This is a genomic window from Bradyrhizobium sp. Mp19 (assembly GCF_029952935.1).
In the GTDB taxonomy this organism is placed as follows: domain Bacteria; phylum Pseudomonadota; class Alphaproteobacteria; order Rhizobiales; family Xanthobacteraceae; genus Bradyrhizobium; species Bradyrhizobium elkanii.
In genome coordinates, this window is the sequence record NZ_JASAUT010000030.1 from 64,197 (window position 1) to 84,307 (window position 20,111).

The window sequence follows — 20,111 nt, forward strand, 5'->3', positions numbered from 1 at the left end:
TTCGACCAGCCACGTGTACACAGGAGTGATTTTATGAAGAACCTCGTTTCGCGCTTCGTGAAGGACGAATCGGGCGCGACCGCCATCGAGTACGGCCTGATCGCCACCGGTATCGCCATCGCGATCATCGCTGCAGTCAACGGCGTCGGCACGAAGCTCTCGGGTACCTTCAACTCGATCTCGGGCTCGCTGAAGTAAGCCGGCTTCGACGAATTCGCATCAAAGGTCCCGGCAATCCCGGGACCTTTGCTATTTGTCGGGGGCCGATCGGCAGCCTCCGTTGAAGGTGCCGGCAATCCTTTTCCGATTGTTCACCATTGGCCGCTAGCGTCGGGTCTCGACCGCAGCTCCAGCTTGACGGCATGAATTCATGATCCTCGACATCGCACGCTTGATGCTGTTTCCGGCCCTGATGGCCTTTGCGGCGGCGAGCGATCTCTTGACCATGACGATCCCGAACCGGATTTCGCTGGCACTGGTGGCGGGCTTCTTTGTCCTGGCGCCGCTGACCGGAATGGGCGTCCACGATATCCTCACCCATGCCGGCGCTGGCGCGCTGGTTCTCGTGGTGGCGTTCGGCATGTTCGCGATGGGCTGGGTCGGCGGCGGAGACGCCAAGGTCGCGGCCGCGGCCGGCCTGTGGTTCGGGTTCGAGCATCTGCTGCCCTATCTGGTCTTTGCGTCTTTGTTCGGCGGTGCGCTGACCGTGCTCTTGCTTCAGCTTCGGCAATGGCCCCTGCCCTACCCGCTCGCGTCCCAGGCCTGGCTCAGCCGCCTGCACGACAAGCAGACCGGAATCCCCTACGGCATCGCACTCGCCCTCGGCGCCCTGCTGATCTATCCCGAGACGGACTGGATCAAGACGATCGATCTCGCGCACTTCGCGATGCGCTGAGAAAGCAGCGGTAACCGCCCGTTAAGGCGATTTAGATACGCCTCATTAACCATGCTTTGACGAATAGCTGGTCAACTCCCATCACGGCGGCGGCAGCGTCGCGGCGTCATGTGGAAAGTGAAGCGTAATGGATAAGGCCCGCATTCTGGTCCTGGCAATTGCAGGCTGCGCCGGCCTTGCGGCGCTTTATTTGGCGAGCGGAAGCGACGACAAGCCGGCGGCCCCTCCGCCAGTTGCCCAGCTGCCGACCGTCGACATCCTGGTCGCGCGCGCCGACATCGGCCTCGGCCAGGCAGTGAAGGCCGAAGATCTGCAGTGGCAGACCTGGCCGGCGGCGACCGCCAGCGCCAGCTTCATGCGCAAGGACAGCCACGCCGACGCCATCAAGGACGTCACCGGCTCGATCGCGCGCGCCCCGTTCATCCAGGGCGAGCCGATCCGCGAGCAGAAGCTCGTCAAGGCCGACGGAAGCGGCTTCATGGCCGCGATCCTGCCGACCGGCATGCGGGCAGTATCGACTGAAATCTCTCCCGAGACCGGTGCCGGCGGCTTCATCCTGCCGAACGACCGGGTCGACGTCCTGCTGTCGAAGCGGGACAAGAATCCCGACCGCAGCGGCGCCGACATCGTCAATTCCGAGGTCATCCTGACCAATATCCGCGTCCTTGCGATCGACCAGGCGCCGAAGGAGAAGGACGGCACCAACGCACTGATCGGCAAGACGGTGACGCTGGAGCTGAAGCCTGACCAGACCGAGACGCTGGCGCGCGCGCGCCAGAGCGGCGTCCTGTCGCTAGCGCTGCGCAGCATCGCCGACAACAACGGGACCGACGTCAGAACTGACGACAACCACCAAAGACGCGGTGAGACCATCAACGTCATCCGCTTTGGCGTTGCCAACCAGGCAACGATGCAGAAGTGACCATGAGGACACAGGTGATGAAGGGCGGGGCAACTCAACGGACGATGCGGGCCTTCATGGTCCGCGCATTGTCGTTCTCGGCCGTCGCGGCGCTCACGCTCAACCCGGCACTGACGCCGGTGGTGGCGGGCGACTACCGCGCCGCTCCCGCCGCGGCCGACGGCCAGATGAACGCCCGCTTCCTCGCACTCGGCGTCGGCAAATCGGTGGTGATCGATCTGCCGAGGGACATCAAGGATGTGCTGGTCGCCGATCCCAAGATCGCCAATGCCGTGGTCCGCTCGGCGCAACGCGCCTACATCATCGGCGCGACGGTCGGCCAGACCAACATCGTGTTCTTCGACGCCGCCGGTCAGCAGATCGCGGCCTATGACATCGCGGTCAAGCGCGACCTCAACGGCGTGCGCGCGGCTCTGCGCGCAGCACTGCCGAATGCCGATATCCAGATCGAGGGTGTCGGCGAGGGCGTCATGCTGACCGGAAGCGCAGCGAGCCCGATCGAAGCGCAGCAGGCCGGCGAGATCGCCACGCGGCTGGTCGGCAGCGCCGACAAGGTCGTGAACTCCATCACGGTTCGCGGCCGCGACCAGGTGATGCTGAAGGTGACGGTCGCCGAAGTGTCGCGCAGCCTGATCAAGCAGCTCGGCATCGACCTCACCGCGAACCTCAATTACGGCACCACCGTGGTGAAATTCACCAACAACAACCCGTTCACGGCGAACAACGCGGCGCTGGTGCCCGGTAACGCCCTCACCACATCGTTCGGCGCGGCTCCATCAGTGTCGGCGACGCTACGCGCCATGGAAAGCGCGGGCGTGGTGCGGACGCTCGCCGAGCCGAACCTGACTGCGATCTCCGGCGAATCGGCGACCTTCATCTCGGGCGGCGAATTTCCAATTCCGACCGGCGTGACCTGTCAGACGACGACGGGAGGCGCGATCGGAAATTGCGTTCAGACCGTCAGCTTCAAGAAATTCGGCATTTCGCTCAACTTCACGCCCGTGGTGCTGACCGAGGGACGGATCAGCCTCCGCGTGATGACGGAAGTGTCGGAAGTCTCGACCGAGAACTCGCTGACCGGCGGCGCCGGCGGAACGACGATCCCCTCGATCAAGACCCGGCGCGCCGAGACCACGCTGGAAATTCCCTCGGGCGGCTCGATGGCGATGGCCGGCCTGATCCAGGACCAGACCAAGCAGGCGATCAATGGCCTGCCCGGGCTGGCGTCGCTGCCGGTGCTCGGAACGCTGTTCCGCAGCCGGGACTTCGTCAACAACCAGACCGAAATGATGGTGCTGGTGACGCCCTATGTCGTTCGCGCGGTGGCGCAGAAGGACCTGTCGCGTCCGGATGACGGCTTCGCCAATGCATCCGATCCGCAGGCCGACCTGCTGGGCAGCATCAATCGCGTCTACGGCGTGCCCGGCCGCACCGAGCCGGCGCGGAATTACCGCGGCACTTACGGCTTCATTACGGACTGAGGCGGACGATGACACAGACCATATCCAGGACATCCGCCGGTTACCGGCGCGGCATCGCTCTCGCCGGAGCGCTCGTCAGCCTCGCGATGACGCTGGGCGCCTGCCAGCACGCCGCCGACAACAGCTTCGCGATGGTGAACGCGCCGGCCGACTATCGCCAGCGTCACCCGATCGCGGTCACCGAGGCTGATCGCTCGATCGTGGTCTTCGTCGGCCGCAGCCGCGGCGGCCTGACTGCGGAGCAGCGCGCCGAGGTGATGGGGATGGCGCAGGACTGGATGCGCGAGGGAACTGGCGCAGTCACCATCGACGTTCCCGCCGACACGCCGAACGCACGGACCGCCCAGGAATCGCTGCGCGAGATCCAGGCCACGTTCACCGCCGCCGGCGTGCCGCCGCGCGGGATCCTCGTTCGCAAATACCGTCCCGAGGATCCGCGCCAGATGCCCGCGATCCGCGTGAACTATCCAAAGATGAAAGCGGTCGCCGGGCCGTGCGGCCTCTGGCCGGAAGATCTCGGCCCGTCGATCCACAACGGGTCCTACATCGAGAACAAGCAGTACTACAATTTCGGCTGCGCCAATCAGCGCAACCTCGCAGCCATGGTCGAAGACCCGACCGACCTCGTGCAGCCGCGCGCGGAAACCCCTGCCTATACATCACGTCGTAACATCGCCTTCGACAAGTATCGCAAGGGCACCACCACCGCCACGACTTATCCCGAGTCCGACAGGGCCAAGCTAAGCGACACAGGAAAATGATCACCTACGCGCAGCAAAACTCCGAAGAGCAGACGGACGCCCCGCCGCAGGCCGCGGACGACCATATTGCTCCGGCGCCACGGGTTTCGGTCCAGGCGTTCTGCGAAACGGTCGAGACCGCTGCCGCCGTGCAGTCGGCGGGCGAGGATCGCCGGCTGGCCAAGGCTCACCTCAAGATCCAGATGGGCGGCATGGCGGCTGCCATCGAAGCCTATCGCTCGGCGCCGACGCCCAACGTCATCATCCTCGAGACCGAGGGCCGCGGTGACATCCTGGCCGGCCTCGATCAGCTCGCAACAGTGTGCGACGCCGGCACCCGCGTAGTCGTGATCGGCCGCGTCAACGACGTGACGCTGTATCGCGAGCTGGTGCGCCGCGGCGTCAGCGATTACGTGATTGCGCCGGCCCATGCGATCGACGTGGTGCGCGCGGTCTGCAACCTGTTCTCGGCGCCGGAAGCCAAGGCGGTCGGCCGCATCGTCGCCGTCGTCGGTGCCAAGGGCGGCGTCGGCGCCTCGACCATCGCCCACAATGTCGCCTGGGCGATTGCCCGCGATCTGGCGCTTGATTCCGTGGTCGCCGATCTCGACCTCGCCTTCGGCACCGCCGGCCTCAACTACAACCAGGATCCGGCGCAAGGCATCGCCGATGCCGTGTTCTCGCCGGACCGCGTCGATACCGCCTTCGTCGACCGCCTGCTGTCGAAATGCACCGACCATCTGAGCCTGCTGGCGGCGCCGGCCACGCTCGACAAGGTCTACGATTTCGGCGCCGAGGCGTTCGACGCGATCTTCGATACGCTGCGGACCACGATGCCCTGCATCGTGCTCGACGTGCCGCATCAATGGTCCGGCTGGACCAAGCGCGCGTTGATCGCGGCCGACGACATCCTGATCGTGGCGGCGCCCGACCTCGCCAATCTGCGCAATGCCAAGAACATGTTCGACCTGCTGAAGGCATCGCGGCCCAACGACCGCGCACCGCTGTACTGCCTGAACCAGGTCGGCGTGCCGAAGCGTCCCGAGATCGCAGCCGGCGAGTTCGCCAAGGCGATCGAAAGCCAGCCGATCGCCGCCATCCCGTTCGATCCGCAGATCTTCGGTTCGGCCGCCAACAACGGCCAGATGATCGCCGAGATTTCCGCCAATCACCGCGCGGTCGAGATGTTTCTGCAGATGGCGCAGCGGCTGACAGGCCGCGGCGAGACCAAGAAGCCGAGGGGGTCCTTCCTGTCGCCCCTGCTCGAAAAGCTGCGGTCCAAATAGTGGTCCGCGTGGAGTTAAGACGTCGTGTTTGGTAAGCGTAGCGGAAACGATGGGGACGTGCGGGCACCCAAGCCCGCGTTTCAGGCGCCGGAGCCCGCCGGCGCGCCGGCGATGTCGCGCGAGTCCGCCGCACCGGCGATCTCGTCGCCGCCGCTGGCACCGAGCAAGCCACCGCCTGCCCCCGCCGTCGAAGCCCGCCGCTCGGACAACTACTACCAGGTCAAGGCGACGATCTTCGGCGCCCTGATCGAGGCGATCGACCTTGCCCAGCTCGCCAAGCTGGACAGCGAATCGGCGCGCGAGGAAATCCGCGACATCGTCAACGAGATCATCGCGATCAAGAACATCGTGATGTCGATCGCCGAGCAGGAGGAGCTGCTCGACGACATCTGCAACGACGTGCTCGGCTATGGCCCGCTGGAGCCGCTGCTGTCGCGCGACGACATCGCCGACATCATGGTCAACGGCGCAGGCACCGTATTCATCGAAGTCGCCGGCAAGATCCAGCGCACCGGCATCCGCTTTCGCGACAACCAGCAGCTTCTCAACATCTGCCAGCGCATCGTCAGCCAGGTCGGCCGGCGCGTCGACGAATCCTCGCCGATCTGCGACGCCCGCCTCGCCGACGGTTCCCGCGTCAACGCCATCGTGCCGCCGCTGGCGATCGACGGGCCCGCGCTCACCATCCGCAAGTTCAAGAAGGACAAGCTGACGCTGGAGCAGCTCGTCAAGTTCGGCGCGATCACCCCCGAAGGGGCGACCATCCTGCAGATCATCGGCCGCGTCCGCTGCAACGTGATCATCTCCGGCGGCACCGGCTCGGGCAAGACCACGCTGCTGAACTGCCTGACCAACTATATCGAGCACGACGAACGCATCATCACCTGCGAAGACGCCGCCGAGCTTCAGCTGCAGCAGCCGCATGTGGTGCGGCTGGAAACCCGGCCGCCGAACATCGAGGGCGAGGGCCAGGTGACGATGCGCGAACTGGTCCGCAACTGCCTGCGTATGCGCCCGGAACGCATCATCGTCGGCGAAGTCCGCGGACCCGAAGCGTTCGACCTGTTGCAGGCCATGAACACCGGCCACGACGGCTCGATGGGCACGCTGCACGCCAACAATCCGCGCGAAGCACTGTCGCGCTGCGAATCCATGATCACCATGGGCGGCTTCTCGCTTCCGTCTCGCACCATTCGCGAGATGATCTGCGCCTCTGTCGACATCATCGTGCAGGCGGCGCGCCTGCGCGACGGTTCGCGCCGCATCACGCACATCACCGAGGTGATGGGCATGGAAGGCGACACCATCATCACCCAGGATGTCTTCCTCTACGACGTGGTCGGGGAAGACGCCAACGGCAAGATCATCGGCAAGCACCGCTCGACCGGCATCGGCCGGCCGCGCTTCTGGGAACGTGCGCGCTACTACAATGAAGAGAAGCGGCTTGCGGCGGCGCTCGACGCCTCCGACGCGCCGGCGCCGGTCTAGGGGAACGCAGGATGCAGACGCAAACTCTGGCTCTCGCCTTCCTCGCCGCCACGACGGTCGGCGGCATCGCCTGGGTCTTCCTGTATCCCTACCTTTCGGGGGAAAAGAAGGCCGAGTCGCGCCGCGCGTCGGTGGCGCGCAGCGAACCCACGACGACACGAAATGCCGACCGCACGCAACGCTCCCGCCGCGAGCAGGTCGAAGGATCGTTGAAGGAGCTCGAGGCGCGGCGTCAGAAGGACAAGAAGGTCCCGCTCGGCGTGCGCATCTCGCAGGCCGGACTGGACTGGTCGGAGCAGAAATTCTGGATGATCTCGGGCGCCCTTGGCCTGTTCGGGTTCGGCGTGGCCTTCATGGTTGGCGGAGGCCTGCTCGGCGCGGCCGGCATCGGCTTTGCCATGGGTCTCGGCCTACCGCGCTGGGTGCTCGGCTTCCTGAAGAAGCGGCGGGAGAAGGCGTTCCTGAAGGCGCTGCCTGACGCCGTCGACGTCATCGTGCGCGGCATCAAGGCCGGCCTGCCGCTGTTCGAATCGCTCAAGGCGGTCGTCAACGACGCGCCGGAACCGCTGCGCAGCGAGTTTCTCGCCATCATCGAGACCCAGGCGATCGGCATGCCGCTCGGCGAAGCCTGTGCCCGGCTCTACGAGCGGATGCCGCTGCCGGAGGCCAACTTCTTCGGCATCGTGATCGCGATCCAGCAGAAGTCCGGCGGCAATTTGTCGGAAGCGCTCGGCAACCTGTCGAGGGTGCTGCGCGACCGCAAGAAGATGGCCGAGAAGATCCAGGCGATGTCGATGGAAGCGAAGGCCTCCGCCGCCATCATCGGCTCACTGCCGCCAATCGTGATGATCCTCGTGTTCCTGACGACGCCGGACTACATCGCCCTGCTGTGGACGAATTCGATGGGCCAGCTCATGCTGGTCGCCTGCGCGATCTGGATGTCGATGGGCGTGCTGGTGATGAAGAAGATGATCAACTTCGATTTCTGACGGTGCAGCATGATTGATATTCTGGTCGCCAAGCTCCACGACGTCAGGTTCATGACCATGCTGCTTGCCTTCTTCGCGGCAAGCGCGACGGTCTACACGCTGGTGATGCCACTGCTCGCCGGCGGCGACCTCAACAAGCGCATGAAGGCGGTCGCCAGCGAGCGCGAGCGCCTGCGGCAGCGCGAGCGCGACCGTCTCTCCAAGTCGGAAAAGGTGACGCTGCGCCAGACGCCGAAGCAGGCCGTCTCCAAGATGGTGGATGACCTGAATCTCACCAAATGGCTGGCCCAGGAAGCGGCGATCGAGAAGCTCGTGATGGCGGGCTATCGCGGCCACGCTCCGTATGTCTATTTTCTGGCAGCGCGGGCGGTCACGCCGATCCTGATGCTGATCGGCGCTATCATCTATACGTTCTTCATTGCCGGCGCGAACTGGTCGCTCACGCTCAAGATCGGCATTTGCGTCGGCGCGGCCTATGCCGGCCTGCAGGCGCCGATGCTGTTCCTGAAGAACGCGATCTCCAAGCGCCAGCTCCAGATCAAGCGCGCGTTCCCGGATTCGCTCGACCTGCTGCTGATCTGCATCGAGTCGGGCATGTCGGTCGAGGTCGCATTCCGGAAAGTGGCCAACGAGATCGCCGGGCAATCGGTCGCGCTGTCGGAGGAGTTTGCGCTGACGACCGCGGAACTGTCCTATTTGCAGGACCGCAAGACGGCCTATGAGAACCTGGCGCGCCGCACCGGCCTCGAAGGCGTGAAGTCGGTGTGCATGGCCTTGCAGCAATCCGAGCGCTACGGCACGCCGCTCGGCCAGAGCCTCCGCGTGATGGCGCAGGAAAACCGCGACATGCGGATGAACGAGGCCGAGAAGAAGGCCGCATCACTGCCGCCCAAGCTGACGGTGCCGATGATCCTGTTCTTCCTGCCCTGCCTGTTCATCGTGATCCTCGGCCCGTCCTACATCAAGATCGCCACAATGCATTGAGTTGCGCAGCAGTGGACTGCGTTACTGCTTTTCCTTCCCCCTGAAAGGGGGAAGGTCAGGATTGGGGTCAGCCACAGACGCCGCTCTATGTGGACAGAGCCGAGCAAAGCGACCTCCCCTTTTCAAGGGGAGGCGGAAGTGCCCCGTTTGGTTTAGTCGTCCTTGGCGACGACCGGCGCCGCACGCGACGCGGTCCGCGGCCCGTCCTTGCGGTTCAGCATGTCGCGGAGATAGGCGACGTTGGCCGCGGCCTCATCCGACGGCAGGTCGGCCTTGACGATCGTTTCGGCCTCCGCGAAGCGGCCCTGCAGGCCGACGACCAGCGCAAGGTTCTGCCGGATCCGGGTGTCGGCGCGAGCGCTGGCATAGGCCTGGCGCAGCGTCTCTTCCGCTTTCGGCAAATCCTTGGTCAGCATGTAGGACAGGCCAAGATTGGACAGCACCGACGGCTCGTCCGGAGCCAGCCTGAGCGCACTGGCGTAATAGCGCCGCGCCTCCTCGTGCCGGTTCATCTTGTCGAGCGTGGTGCCCTGCACCGACAGGATCCGCCAGTCCGGATTGTCCGGGCTGTGCGCGCGGCTCAGCACGTCGAATGCAGCCTGCGAATTGCCGTTGTCGGCCAGCGCGCGGCCATAGGCGGCGAGCAGCGCCTTGTTGCCGGGGTTGGCGATCGTGGCCTGCTCGAGCACGGCGCAGGCCTGCGAGCGCTGTCCGGTCATCCGCAGGGCCTGGCCGTAGCCGACCGCGGCGGCGACATCCTTGGGATTCTTGCGATAGCGCTCGCCATAGACCTCGACGGCGCGGCGCGGATCATCGGGCGTGGGATCGGACCGGGACGTGATCGATCCCGCCACGTCGGACATGGTCTGGCAACCGCCAAGCCCTGCGGCCAGGACCGCCACGAGGGCTGCGGAAGCGAGATGCCGGGTCAGATTGGACTGTCGACGCATGGCACTGTGACTCACGAAATCGGGCGAACGGTTCCAGCCGAGCGTGCCAGCAATAGACTGTTAACCCTAACGTCTGGTTAACTGGCGGCGTGACAACCGGCCCGCCGGTTCCGGCCCTGCACGGCGCGTGAACCGTTGGCGCGCTACCATCCGTGGCGAAAGGCGTGTAGTAGCCCACCAACGACGCCAGAACAGCCGAGAGCCGCATGCCATCCGTGTTCGAGACGACCACGACCGCCGCCACGCCGATCACCTTCGTCACCAAGGCGACATGGGATGCGATTCGGGGCGAGCTGCCGGCACCGGCGCGGCAGTTCTCGGCGGCCAATGACTTTGCGGCCAAGCCCGGCAAATCGCTCGTCCTGCCGGCGGCAGACGGCGGCATCGCGCAAGTGCTGTTCGGTCTCGAGGACGCCGACCACAAGGCGCGCGATCCGTTCCGGCCCGGCGCCCTGCCCGGCCTGCTGCCGCCGGGCGTCTATCGGTTCGCCAATGCACCGCATGACACCAGACTTGCCGCACTCGCCTTCGCACTCGGCTGCTATCGCTTCGGCCGCTATCGCGCGAACAAGGTCCCCGAAGTCCGCCTGGTGCCGCCCGACGGCGTCGACACGGCCGAGATCACCCGGATGGCGGATGCCGCGGCGCTGGCGCGCGACCTCATCAACACGCCGTCCAACGACATGGGGCCGGCCGAGCTCGCCGACGTGGCGCGCGACCTCGCGACGCGGTTCGGTGCGGCCTTCAATTGCATCAGTGGTGACGAGCTCGCGCAGAACTTTCCGCTGATCCACGCCGTCGGCATGGCGTCGACTCGGGCGCCGCGGCTGATCGAGCTGAGCTGGGGCGACCCCGCCCATCCGAAGGTGACGCTGGTCGGCAAGGGCGTCTGCTTCGATACCGGCGGGCTCGATCTCAAGCCGTCGAGCGGCATGCTCATTATGAAGAAGGACATGGGCGGCGCCGCCAACGTGCTGGCGCTGGCCCAGATGGTAATGGACGCGAAGCTCAAGGTGCGGCTGCGCGTGCTGATCCCGGCGGTCGAGAACGCGGTTGCCGGCAACGCGTTCCGCCCGCTCGACATCTTCAAGTCGCGCAAGGGCATCACCGTCGAGATCGGCAACACCGACGCCGAAGGGCGGCTGGTGCTCGCCGACGCGCTGGCGCTCGCCGACGAGGAGACGCCCGATCTGCTGGTCGATCTGGGCACGCTGACCGGCGCCGCGCGGGTGGCGCTGGGCCCGGATCTGCCGCCGTTCTACACCAATGACGAGGCGCTTGCCGGCGACGTCGCATCTTGTGCAAAGAGCGAGAACGACCCGTTGTGGCGGATGCCGCTGTGGCCGGCCTACGACGCCTGGCTCGACTCCAAGACGGCCGACATCACCAACGCACCGTCGGGCGGCTTCGCGGGCTCGATCACCTGCGCGCTGTTCCTGCAGCGCTTCGTCGAGCATGCGAGGAGCTGGCTGCACGTCGACATCTACGGCTGGACGCCGTCGGCAAAGCCCGGCCGTCCCGAAGGCGGCGAGTGCCAGGCCGCGCGCGCGATCTACAAATTGTTGAGCCAGCGCTATGCATGACCCCCGTCTGACGCCGGCCCGCGACGACCTCGCGGCGAAATATCTCGAGGGCAAGGTCAAGGCCGCGCGCTTCGTCGAAGGCGAGGCCTTCGAGGTTTTTGACGCGATCGCGCCGCTGCGCCAGGCGCCGGCGAGCGATGCCGAACAGATGACGCAGGCGCTCCGGGGCGAGCGGATCACGGTGTACGATCGCAACGGCGAAGGCTGGGCCTGGGGCCAGCTTGCCGATGACGGCTATGTCGGCTGGATTCCCGAGGCCGCGCTGACGACGCCCGGCGCCGCCCCGACGCACAAGGTCGCGGCGCTGCGCACGCTGGCGTTTCCGGGCCCGTCGATCAAGCTGCCGCCGGTCGAGGCGCTGGCGATGGGGACGAAGCTCGCCATCATCCGCGAGGACGGTGCGTTCGCGCTGACCCGCGAAGGCTGGCACCTGCCACGCCAGCATCTCGCGCCGCTCGACACGATGGCAGGTGATTTCGTCGCGATCGCCGAGCAATTCGTCGGCACACCGTATCTGTGGGGCGGCAAATCGAGCCTCGGCATCGATTGCTCCGGCCTGGTGCAGATTGCGCTGACCGCCGCCGGCACCGGTTGCCCACGCGACAGCGACATGCAGCAGGAAGGGCTCGGCGGCGAATTGACGGCTGTCGAATCGAAGCAGCTGCAACGCGGCGACCTGATATTCTGGAAGGGCCATGTCGCCATCGTGCGCGACGCGACGACGATCGTGCACGCCAACGCGCATCACATGACAACGGCGCTGGAGAACACGCACGCCGCCATCGCCAGGATCAAAGCCGCCGGCAGCGAAGTCCTCGCGATCAAGCGGCTTTAGGCAATATCCATCCCCGTCATCCTGAGGAGCGCGCTCTCGCGCGCGTCTCGAAAGATCGACGGCCCCACTCGGGCCACGCATCCTTCGAGGCTCGCCCAGCGGCGCAATTGCGCCGCAAGGCTCGCACCTCCAGCGACAACGGCGAAGCCGTTGCGCGGGGACGACGTAGGACTAGAAGCGAGATGCCGTAGGATGGGTAGAGCGCAGCGAAACCCATCAAGCTGCTTCCGCGCGGATGAATGATGGGTTTCGCTTCGCTCTACCCATCCTACGAAGCTCGCTACGTCGCCACCGCCCCGTCGCCGGCCGCTTCGATACGGAACGCGGCGGCGAACAGCGCGCGGGTGTACTCGCTCTTCGGATTCTTGAACAGCTCGGAAGCCGGTCCCTCCTCCTCCACCTTGCCGGATTTCATCACGATCAAATGGCTCGCCAGCGAGGCGACCACGCGCAGATCGTGCGAGATGAACATATAGGTGAGGTCGCGCTTGCGCTGCAGGTCGCGCAGCAGGTCGACCATCTGGGCCTGCAGCAGCATGTCGAGCGCGCTGGTCGGCTCGTCCAGCACGACGAAATTCGGCTCCAGCACGACCGCGCGCGCGATCGAGATGCGCTGGCGCTGGCCGCCGGAGAATTCGTGCGGATAGCGGAAGCGCCAGTCGGGATCGAGCCCGACATCCTTCAAAGCCTTGATCACCCGCGCTTCACGCTCCTCGCGCGACAGCTGCTTCTGGTGCACCTCGAGGCCCTCGGCAATGATGTCGGCCACCGACATGCGCGGGCTGAGCGAGCCGAACGGGTCCTGGAAAACGATCTGCATGTCGCGGCGGAACGGCCGCATCTGCTTGAAGCGCAGGCCCTGGATGTCGCTGCCGAGGAACACGATCGGACCATCGGACGAAATCAGCCGGAGCAGCGCGAGCCCGAGCGTGGTCTTGCCGGAGCCGGATTCGCCGACCACGCCGAGCGTCTCGCCCTTGCGCACCGCGAGGCTGACGCCATCGACCGCCTTGATGTGGCCGACGGTCGAGCGGAGCAGCCCGCGCTTGATCGGAAACCAGACCTTGAGATTGTCCGCCGACATCACGACCGCTGCGCCCGGCTGCGGCGGCGCCGGATCGGGCTTCGGCTCGGCCGCGAGCAGCGCCTGGGTATAGGCGTGCTTCGGCGCGGTGAAGACCTGCTCGACCGGGCCCTGCTCGACGATCTTGCCGTTGTTCATCACGCAGACCGTGTCGGCGATGCGGCGGACGATGCCGAGATCGTGGGTGATGAACAACAGGCTCATGCCGAGCCGCGCCCTGATCTCGGCCAGCAGCGCCAGGATCTGCGCCTGCACGGTGACGTCGAGCGCGGTGGTCGGCTCGTCCGCGATCAACAGATCGGGCTCGTTGGCGAGCGCCATCGCGATCATCACGCGCTGGCGCTGGCCGCCGGACAATTGGTGCGGATAGCTCTTGAGCCGCGTCTCCGGCTCGGGGATGCCGACCTGGCCCAATAGCTCCAGCGTCCGCGCCCGCGCCGCGGCGCCACTGACGCCCCTGTGCAGCGACAGGATCTCGCCGATCTGGGTCTCGATGGTCTGGAGCGGATTGAGCGAGGTCATCGGCTCCTGGAAGATGATCGAGATGTCGTTGCCGCGGACCTCGCGCATCTCCTGGTCGGACGCGGTCAGGAGGTCGCGGCCGCGGAAGCGGATCGCGCCGCTGGGATGCGATGCCGTCGGATAGGGCAGCAGCTTCAGCACCGACAGCGCGCTGACGGATTTTCCCGAACCGGATTCGCCGACCAGCGCGACGCACTCGCCGCGCTTGATCGAGAACGAGATGCCGTCGACCGCAACCGCGCGGCCGAAGGCGACCGAGAGGTCGCGGACATCGAGCAAAGGCTGGTTGATCGCGTCCATGCCTCAGCCCTTCGAAAACGTCTTGCGGGGATCGAAGGCGTCGCGCGCGGCTTCGCCGATGAAGATCAGGAGCGACAGCATGATCGCGACCGAGAAGAAGCCGGTGAGGCCGAGCCACGGCGCCTGCACATTGGCCTTGCCCTGCGAGAGCAATTCACCGAGCGAGGGCGAACCGGGCGGCAGGCCGAAGCCGAGGAAATCCAGCGCCGTCAGCGTCATCACCGAGGACGACACGATGAAGGGCAGGAACGTCATGGTCGCGACCATCGCGTTCGGCAGCAGATGGCGGAACATGATCACGCCGTTGGAGACGCCAAGCGCGCGCGCCGCCTGGATGTATTCGAAATTGCGGCCGCGCAGGAATTCGGCGCGCACCAGGCCGACCAGCGAGACCCAGGAGAATAGCAGGAGGATTCCGAGCAGGATGAAGAAGCCCGGCGGCAGCACCGCCGAGATGATCAGGAGCAGATAGAGCGAGGGGATCGCGGTCCAGATCTCGATCAGCCGCTGGAACATGAGATCGGTCCAGCCGCCGAAATAGCCCTGCACGCCGCCCGCGGCGATGCCGATGATCGAGGACAGGATGGTCAGCGTCAGGCCGAACAGCACCGAGATGCGGAAGCCGTAGATCAGCCGCGCGACCACGTCGCGGCCCTGATCGTCGGTGCCGAGCCAGTTGTATTCGAGGTCGCGGCAGCCGGTCAGTCCCTTCCGCTTCACCACGTCCTTGCACTGCTCTTCGGTCAACAGCCAGGTCGGCTTCGACGGCACCGCCGTCGGCGGGTCGAGGTTGCGGCTGTCGTAGGAGTAGCGGATCGGCGGCCAGATCATGCTGCCGCCCTTGGCGGCGATCTGCTTCTGCAGGTAAGGATCGCGATAATCGGCTGCGGTCTCGAAGTCACCGCCGAAGGTGGTCTCGGCGTAGGTGAAGATCACCGGCCAGTACAGGCGGCCGTCATATTTGACCATCAGCGGCTTGTCGTTGGCGATGAAATTGGCGAACAGCGACGCCACGAACAGCACGAGGAAGATCCAGAACGACCAGTAGCCGCGGCGATTGGCCTTGAAGTTCTGCCAGCGCCGCCTGTTCAGCGGCGACGGCGAAAAGCCGTGCCGCGTCGCGGGCACCGCCTCGCCGAGCGGCGATTGCGTCGAGGTCTCGACCGGTTGGGGCGCGAGCATCGTCATCAGACCTCCCGCGCTTCGAAATCGATCCGGGGATCGATCCACATATAGGCAAGGTCGGAGAGCAGATTGACCACCAGTCCGACCAGCGAGAAGATGAACAGCGTCCCGAACACCACCGGATAGTCGCGGTTCAACACACTCTCGAAGCCAAGCAGGCCGAGCCCGTCGAGCGAGAAGATGGTTTCGATCAGCAGCGAGCCGGAGAAGAACGCGTGGATGAACGCGCCCGGGAAGCCGGCGATCACGATCAGCATGGCGTTGCGGAAGATGTGGCCGTACAGCACCTGGCGCTCGCTGCAACCCTTGGCGCGCGCGGTCATCACATATTGCTTGCGGATCTCATCGAGGAACGAGTTCTTGGTCAGCAGGGTCATGGTGGCGAAGGCGCCGAGCGCCATCGACACCAGCGGCAGCGTCAGGTGCCAGAAATAGTCGATGATCTTCCAGTACCAGGGGAACTGCACCCAGCCGTCCGAAGTCAGGCCACGCAGCGGAAAGATATTGAGGAATGAGCCCCCGGCAAACAGCACGATCAGGAGGATCGCGAACAGGAAGCCCGGTATCGCAAAGCCGATGATGATCACCGCCGAGGTCCAGGTATCGAACCGCGAGCCGTCCTGCACCGCCTTGCGGATGCCGAGCGGGATCGAGATCAGATAGGTCAGCAGCGTCATCCAGATGCCGAGCGACATCGAGACCGGCAACTTCTCCTTGATCAGCTGCAGCACGCTGACGCTGCGGAAATAGCTGTTGCCGAAGTCGAACCGCGCGAAATTCCACACCATCAGCGCGAACCGCTCCGGCGCCGGCTTGTCGAAGCCGAACTGCACCTCGAGCTTCTTGATGAAATCGGGATCGAGGCCCTGCGCGCCGCGGTATTTCGAATTGATGGCCGCACCTGCGCCCGCGCCCTGGCCGCGCTGCGCGCCGAAATCGCCGCCGCCGCCCGACACGCGCGATGTGCCGCCGGTGTCGGCGCCGTTGATCTGCGCGATGACACGCTCGACCGGACCGCCGGGGGCAAACTGCACGACCACGAAGGAGACGAACAGGATGCCGAGCAGCGTCGGCAGCATCAGGAAGATACGTCGGGCGATATAGGCGCTCATCGGCTACTTCGCCTGCTCGAGCTTCGCGGCCTTGGCCGCATCATACCACCAGTTCTCCGGGGCGCCGACGCCCTGGGCGTATTTCGCCAGCTTCTCGGTATGGCCGAACTGGTCCCAATAGGCGATCGGATGCGTGTTGCGGTACCATTGCGGCACCCAGTAACGGCCGGCGCGGAACACGCGGTCGAAGGCGCGGCAGGCGACTGTCAACTCATGGCGGCTGTTGGCGCCGATGATCTTCTCGATCAGCACGTCGATCGCGGGATTGGCGATGCCCGCCAGATTGTAGGAGCCCTTGGTCTTCGCGGCGTGCGAGGAGAAGAACGGCCGCATGCTGTCGCCGGGTGTCGCCGAGAAGCTGAAGCGCTGCATGGTCATGTCGAAATCGAAGTCTTCCACCCGGGCGCGGTACTGCACCGCGTCGACCAGGCGGAACGTCGCTTCGATGCCGAGCGTGCCGAGGTTCTTGATGTAAGGCCCATGGTGCGGCTGCAGCGAGGGCTCGTCGTTGAGGAACTCGATGGTGATGGGCTCGCCGTTCGGCAGCACGCGCTTGCCGTCCTTGACGACACAGCCGGCCTCGTTGAGCAGTTGCACCGCCTTGCGCAGCAGCGCGCGATCCTGGCCGGAACCGTCGGACATCGGCGGCACGAACGGCAGGCCGAACACCTCATCGGGCACCTGGCCGCGGAACGGCTCGAGCAGCGCCAGTTCCTCCGGCGAGGGAGGCCCGTCCGCCACCATGTCCGAGTTCTGGAACGGCGAGACGGTGCGCGCATAGGCATCGTACATGATGGTCTTGTTGGTCCACTCGAAGTCGAAGGCGCAGATCAGCGCCTCGCGCACGCGTGGATCCTTGAACTTGTCGCGGCGCGTGTTGATGAACCAGCCCTGTGCGCCGGACGGCGTATCGTCGGGCAGCGTCTCGCGCTTGACGCGGCCATCCTTCACCGCGGGGAAATCGTAGCGTGTCGCCCAGACGCGCGCGGTGAACTCCTCGCGGAACAGATAGCTCTTCGAGGTGAAGCCCTCGAACGCCACATCGCGGTCGCGATAGAATTCGTAGCGTACGGTGTCGAAATTGTAGCTGCCGCGATTGACCGGCAGTTCGGCGCCCCACCAGTCCTTGATGCGGTCGAATTCGACGTAGCGGTTGACCTCGAACCGGCCGACCTTGTACGGCCCCGAGCCGAGCGGCGCATCGAGCGTCGAGTCCTCGAAGGACCGGTTCGCGTAATAGGCCTTGGAGAAAATCGGCAGGCCCGCAACATAGAGCGGCACGTCGCGCGCGCGCCCCGCCGCGAAGGTCACCACCACGGTCGCGTCATCGGGCGCCTCGGCCTTGACGAAGTCGCGCAGCTGCACCTGGATCAGCGGGTGGCCTTTTTCCTTCAGCGTATTGAGCGAGAAGGCGACGTCCTGCGCGGTCAGCTTCGAGCCGTCATGGAAGCGCGCCTCGGGGCGCATGGCAAAGCGGTAGGTCAGCTTGTCCGGCGAGATCTGCACCGACTTCGCGGCATAGCCGTACATCGCGTCGGGCTCGTCATTGGCGCGCGACATCAGCGTCGCGAACGTCATGTCCATGCCCTGCGCGCCTTCGCCCTTGAGGACGTAGGCGTTCAGCGAATTGAAGGTGTAGTAGGACTGGTTGTAACCGCGCACCCACGGGATCACCGAGAACGCCCCGCCCTTCGGCGCCTTCGGATTGACGTAGTCGAAGATCTTAAAATCCGCCGGATATTTCAGGTCGCCGAACACCGACATGCCGTGCATCTCGGCTCCGTTGTCGGCCACCGCCGGTGCAGCACGCAAGCCTGCAGCACTCAACGCACCGATGCCGAGACCGAGTGCGTGCCGACGGGAGAATAGCGCCATGCGCGGATCCTTGAGTTTTATGAACGCTTGAGCTTGGCCGCCTTGTCGGCGTCGTACCACCAGAGATTTGGGAATCCCGAAACAGCGTATTTCGGCAGCGGGTCGGGATGGCTGAAGCGATCCCAGTACGCGTAGCGCTGCTTGTCGTAGTTGAAGTGTGGAACAAGATAGAAGTTCCAGAGCAAGACCCGGTCCAGCGCCTTGGCGGCGGCGACCTGATCGGCGCGGCTGGTGGCGAAAATGATGCGCTCGATGATGGCATCGAGCGCCGGATTCTTGATGCCGGGAAGATTGTTGGAGCCTGGCCGGTCGGCCGCCTGCGAGCCGAAATTGTCGCGCTGTTCGTTGCCGGGCGAGATCGACTGGCCCCAGACCTGGGTCACCATCTCGAAATCGTATTCGCGGACCCGGTTCTGATACTGCACCGTGTCCACGGCACGCAGATTGACGGTGATGCCGAGGCGCTCAAGGCTCGGCTTGTAGAACAGCGCAATCCGCTCCATGCCGGAATCGCCGCTGTTGCCGAGTATCTCGACCGTGAACGGCTGACCGGACGAATCGATGAGCTTGCGATCGCGAATCTCGAAGCCTGCTTCCTTCAACAGCCGCGTCGCCTCGCGCAGATTGGCGCGCACGTTCTCCGGCGTGCCGCCGACCGGATCCTTGTAGGGCGTCGTGAAGACTTCCGGCGGCACCTTGTCGCGCACCGTCTCCAGGATCTCGAGCTCCTTGCCTTCCGGCAGGCCGGTCGCCATCAGATCCGGGATGCCGTCGAAATAGCTTGAATCGCGATGATACTCGCCGGTCGAGAGCACGCGATTCATCTCTTCGAAATCGAACGCGTAGTTGAAGGCGCGGCGCAGCCTGGGGTCGGCGAATTTCGGGCGCCTCAGGTTGAACACCCAGCCCTGCATCCGACCCTGGTTGCGGACGGTGAAGAGCTCCTTGAGCAGCCGCTTCTCACGCACCGGCGACACGTCGTAGGCCGACGCCCATTCCTTGGCGCTACGCTCGTTGTACCAATCGAACTGGTCGGCCTTCAGCGCCTCGCGCGCGACGGTGTCGTCGCGGAAATATTCGTAGCGCAGCTCGTCGAAATTGTTCTGTCCGATCGCGATCGGAATATCCTTGCCCCAGTAGTCCTTGACGCGCTCGAGCACGACCGACCGCCCGGCGACGAACTCCTTGATCCGATAGGGACCCGAGCCGAGCGGCGGCTCCAGCGTGCTCGCGGTGATGTCACGCTTCTTGCCCTGCGCGTCGGCGCCTTCCCACCAATGCTTGGGCAAAATAGTGAGCTGGCCGGTAATCATCGGCAGCTCGCGGTTGCCTGCGCTGTCGAAGGTGAACTTGACGTCGCGATCGCCGATCTTCTCGGCCTTCACGATATGCCGGTAGTAGGCGCTGAACATCGGGCTGTTCGCCTTCCACGCCTCGAAGGAGAAGATCACGTCCTCCGGCGTCACCGGCTTGCCGTCGTGCCAGCGTGATCCGGGCCGCAGGCGGTAGATCACGTAGGAGAAATCATCGGGAAAGGCTGCCGCCTCGGCGAGTTCGCCGTAATAGGTATCGGGCTCGTCGAGCGAGGCCTCCATCAGCGAGTCGTAGATGCGAGCGACAGCCGCCGAGACGGAGCCTTTCAACCCCGCAACGACGAGGTTGAAGCTGTCATAGGTCCCGGGCTGGAACAGCCGCACCACGCCGCCCTTCGGTGCGTCCGGCTTGACGTAGTCGTAACGCTTGAAGTCGGCGGGATATTTGATTTCGCCGTAGGTCGAGAGGCCGTGCCGCCATTTCAGCCCGTTGGGGGCATCGTCGGCAAAGGCCGGCGTGATCGCCGACAGGCCGGGGGTGAGTCCGAGCGCCGGAGCCATTGCCGC

General features: G+C 65.2%; 17 protein-coding genes. 11 read left to right on the forward strand and 6 right to left on the reverse strand.

The genetic code is table 11. The annotated features are described in order from the left end of the window. The first annotated feature begins 33 nt into the window (after positions 1–33). The 9 genes from QJT82_RS28145 (at position 34) to QJT82_RS28185 (ending at position 8,785) form a co-directional block, all read left to right on the forward strand. Positions 34–198 carry a Flp family type IVb pilin gene (locus tag QJT82_RS28145; RefSeq protein ID WP_016842642.1) on the forward strand — a complete coding sequence of 55 codons (165 nt, stop codon included), beginning with the start codon at positions 34–36 and terminating at the stop codon, positions 196–198. Positions 199–370: 172 nt separating this feature from the next. Beyond that, complete coding sequence (locus QJT82_RS28150) at positions 371–895, forward strand: prepilin peptidase (RefSeq protein WP_028342284.1); 525 nt, start codon at positions 371–373, stop codon at positions 893–895. A gap of 127 nt (positions 896–1,022) precedes the next feature. After that, positions 1,023–1,817 (forward strand): Flp pilus assembly protein CpaB, encoded by a 795-nt coding sequence (cpaB, locus tag QJT82_RS28155; RefSeq protein ID WP_028342285.1) that lies wholly within the window; start codon positions 1,023–1,025, stop codon positions 1,815–1,817. 2 nt (positions 1,818–1,819) lie between these two features. Beyond that, on the forward strand, positions 1,820–3,298 hold the full coding sequence (locus QJT82_RS28160) for a type II and III secretion system protein family protein (RefSeq protein ID WP_085970777.1): 1,479 nt from the start codon (positions 1,820–1,822) through the stop codon (positions 3,296–3,298). 8 nt (positions 3,299–3,306) lie between these two features. Continuing rightward, on the forward strand, positions 3,307–4,059 hold the full coding sequence (locus tag QJT82_RS28165; RefSeq protein ID WP_051447972.1) for a CpaD family pilus assembly protein: 753 nt from the start codon (positions 3,307–3,309) through the stop codon (positions 4,057–4,059). Beyond that, complete coding sequence (locus QJT82_RS28170; RefSeq protein ID WP_028342288.1) at positions 4,056–5,324, forward strand: AAA family ATPase; 1,269 nt, start codon at positions 4,056–4,058, stop codon at positions 5,322–5,324. Before QJT82_RS28165 ends, QJT82_RS28170 begins: the two co-directional genes overlap by 4 nt. A 24-nt stretch (positions 5,325–5,348) precedes the next feature. Then, the gene (locus QJT82_RS28175) at positions 5,349–6,812 is read left to right on the forward strand and encodes a CpaF family protein (protein ID WP_028342289.1); all 1,464 of its coding nucleotides are present in this window, start codon (positions 5,349–5,351) and stop codon (positions 6,810–6,812) included. A gap of 11 nt (positions 6,813–6,823) precedes the next feature. Next, positions 6,824–7,801, forward strand: coding sequence for a type II secretion system F family protein (locus tag QJT82_RS28180; protein ID WP_028342290.1), 978 nt, complete (start codon positions 6,824–6,826; stop codon positions 7,799–7,801). 9 nt (positions 7,802–7,810) lie between these two features. Further along, on the forward strand, positions 7,811–8,785 hold the full coding sequence (locus tag QJT82_RS28185) for a type II secretion system F family protein (RefSeq protein ID WP_028342291.1): 975 nt from the start codon (positions 7,811–7,813) through the stop codon (positions 8,783–8,785). 152 nt (positions 8,786–8,937) lie between these two features. On the opposite strand, the gene QJT82_RS28190 is transcribed toward QJT82_RS28185, so the two are convergent. Beyond that, positions 8,938–9,735 (reverse strand): tetratricopeptide repeat protein, encoded by a 798-nt coding sequence (locus QJT82_RS28190; protein WP_028342292.1) that lies wholly within the window; start codon positions 9,733–9,735, stop codon positions 8,938–8,940. A 206-nt stretch (positions 9,736–9,941) separates the two neighbouring features. On the opposite strand from QJT82_RS28190, the gene QJT82_RS28195 reads away from it, so the two are divergent. Both QJT82_RS28195 and QJT82_RS28200 read left to right on the forward strand, forming a co-directional pair. Beyond that, the gene (locus QJT82_RS28195; RefSeq protein WP_028342293.1) at positions 9,942–11,318 is read left to right on the forward strand and encodes a leucyl aminopeptidase family protein; all 1,377 of its coding nucleotides are present in this window, start codon (positions 9,942–9,944) and stop codon (positions 11,316–11,318) included. Continuing rightward, a complete protein-coding gene (locus QJT82_RS28200; RefSeq protein WP_028342294.1) occupies positions 11,311–12,153 on the forward strand; it encodes an NlpC/P60 family protein in 843 nt (280 codons plus the stop codon). Before QJT82_RS28195 ends, QJT82_RS28200 begins: the two co-directional genes overlap by 8 nt. Positions 12,154–12,433: 280 nt before the next feature. On the opposite strand, the gene QJT82_RS28205 is transcribed toward QJT82_RS28200, so the two are convergent. The 5 genes from QJT82_RS28205 to QJT82_RS28225 are packed head-to-tail and all read right to left on the reverse strand — an operon-like array spanning position 12,434 to position 20,105. After that, positions 12,434–14,059 (reverse strand): ABC transporter ATP-binding protein, encoded by a 1,626-nt coding sequence (locus QJT82_RS28205; RefSeq protein ID WP_028342295.1) that lies wholly within the window; start codon positions 14,057–14,059, stop codon positions 12,434–12,436. 3 nt (positions 14,060–14,062) lie between these two features. After that, complete coding sequence (locus tag QJT82_RS28210) at positions 14,063–15,247, reverse strand: ABC transporter permease (RefSeq protein WP_028342296.1); 1,185 nt, start codon at positions 15,245–15,247, stop codon at positions 14,063–14,065. Further along, on the reverse strand, positions 15,247–16,356 hold the full coding sequence (locus tag QJT82_RS28215; RefSeq protein ID WP_028342297.1) for a microcin C ABC transporter permease YejB: 1,110 nt from the start codon (positions 16,354–16,356) through the stop codon (positions 15,247–15,249). The genes QJT82_RS28210 and QJT82_RS28215 overlap by 1 nt, the downstream gene beginning before the upstream one ends. Before the next feature lie 3 nt (positions 16,357–16,359). After that, positions 16,360–18,231 (reverse strand): extracellular solute-binding protein, encoded by a 1,872-nt coding sequence (locus tag QJT82_RS28220; protein ID WP_028342298.1) that lies wholly within the window; start codon positions 18,229–18,231, stop codon positions 16,360–16,362. Between the two features lie 17 nt (positions 18,232–18,248). Next, positions 18,249–20,105: an extracellular solute-binding protein gene (locus QJT82_RS28225; protein WP_035632104.1), complete on the reverse strand. Its 1,857-nt coding sequence runs from the start codon at positions 20,103–20,105 to the stop codon at positions 18,249–18,251. Positions 20,106–20,111: the final 6 nt, after the last annotated feature.

Coding starts and splice junctions, on each gene's coding strand:
- QJT82_RS28200 (WP_028342294.1), top strand. CDS start 11,311: ATGCATGACCCCCGTCTGACGCCGGCCCGCGACGACCTCGCGGCGAAA.
- QJT82_RS28160 (WP_085970777.1), top strand. CDS start 1,820: ATGAGGACACAGGTGATGAAGGGCGGGGCAACTCAACGGACGATGCGG.
- QJT82_RS28185 (WP_028342291.1), top strand. CDS start 7,811: ATGATTGATATTCTGGTCGCCAAGCTCCACGACGTCAGGTTCATGACC.
- QJT82_RS28210 (WP_028342296.1), bottom strand. CDS start 15,247: ATGACGATGCTCGCGCCCCAACCGGTCGAGACCTCGACGCAATCGCCG.
- QJT82_RS28190 (WP_028342292.1), bottom strand. CDS start 9,735: ATGCGTCGACAGTCCAATCTGACCCGGCATCTCGCTTCCGCAGCCCTC.
- QJT82_RS28145 (WP_016842642.1), top strand. CDS start 34: ATGAAGAACCTCGTTTCGCGCTTCGTGAAGGACGAATCGGGCGCGACC.
- QJT82_RS28180 (WP_028342290.1), top strand. CDS start 6,824: ATGCAGACGCAAACTCTGGCTCTCGCCTTCCTCGCCGCCACGACGGTC.
- QJT82_RS28150 (WP_028342284.1), top strand. CDS start 371: ATGATCCTCGACATCGCACGCTTGATGCTGTTTCCGGCCCTGATGGCC.
- QJT82_RS28165 (WP_051447972.1), top strand. CDS start 3,307: ATGACACAGACCATATCCAGGACATCCGCCGGTTACCGGCGCGGCATC.
- QJT82_RS28225 (WP_035632104.1), bottom strand. CDS start 20,105: ATGGCTCCGGCGCTCGGACTCACCCCCGGCCTGTCGGCGATCACGCCG.
- QJT82_RS28215 (WP_028342297.1), bottom strand. CDS start 16,356: ATGAGCGCCTATATCGCCCGACGTATCTTCCTGATGCTGCCGACGCTG.
- QJT82_RS28205 (WP_028342295.1), bottom strand. CDS start 14,059: ATGGACGCGATCAACCAGCCTTTGCTCGATGTCCGCGACCTCTCGGTC.
- QJT82_RS28220 (WP_028342298.1), bottom strand. CDS start 18,231: ATGGCGCTATTCTCCCGTCGGCACGCACTCGGTCTCGGCATCGGTGCG.
- QJT82_RS28170 (WP_028342288.1), top strand. CDS start 4,056: ATGATCACCTACGCGCAGCAAAACTCCGAAGAGCAGACGGACGCCCCG.
- cpaB (WP_028342285.1), top strand. CDS start 1,023: ATGGATAAGGCCCGCATTCTGGTCCTGGCAATTGCAGGCTGCGCCGGC.
- QJT82_RS28195 (WP_028342293.1), top strand. CDS start 9,942: ATGCCATCCGTGTTCGAGACGACCACGACCGCCGCCACGCCGATCACC.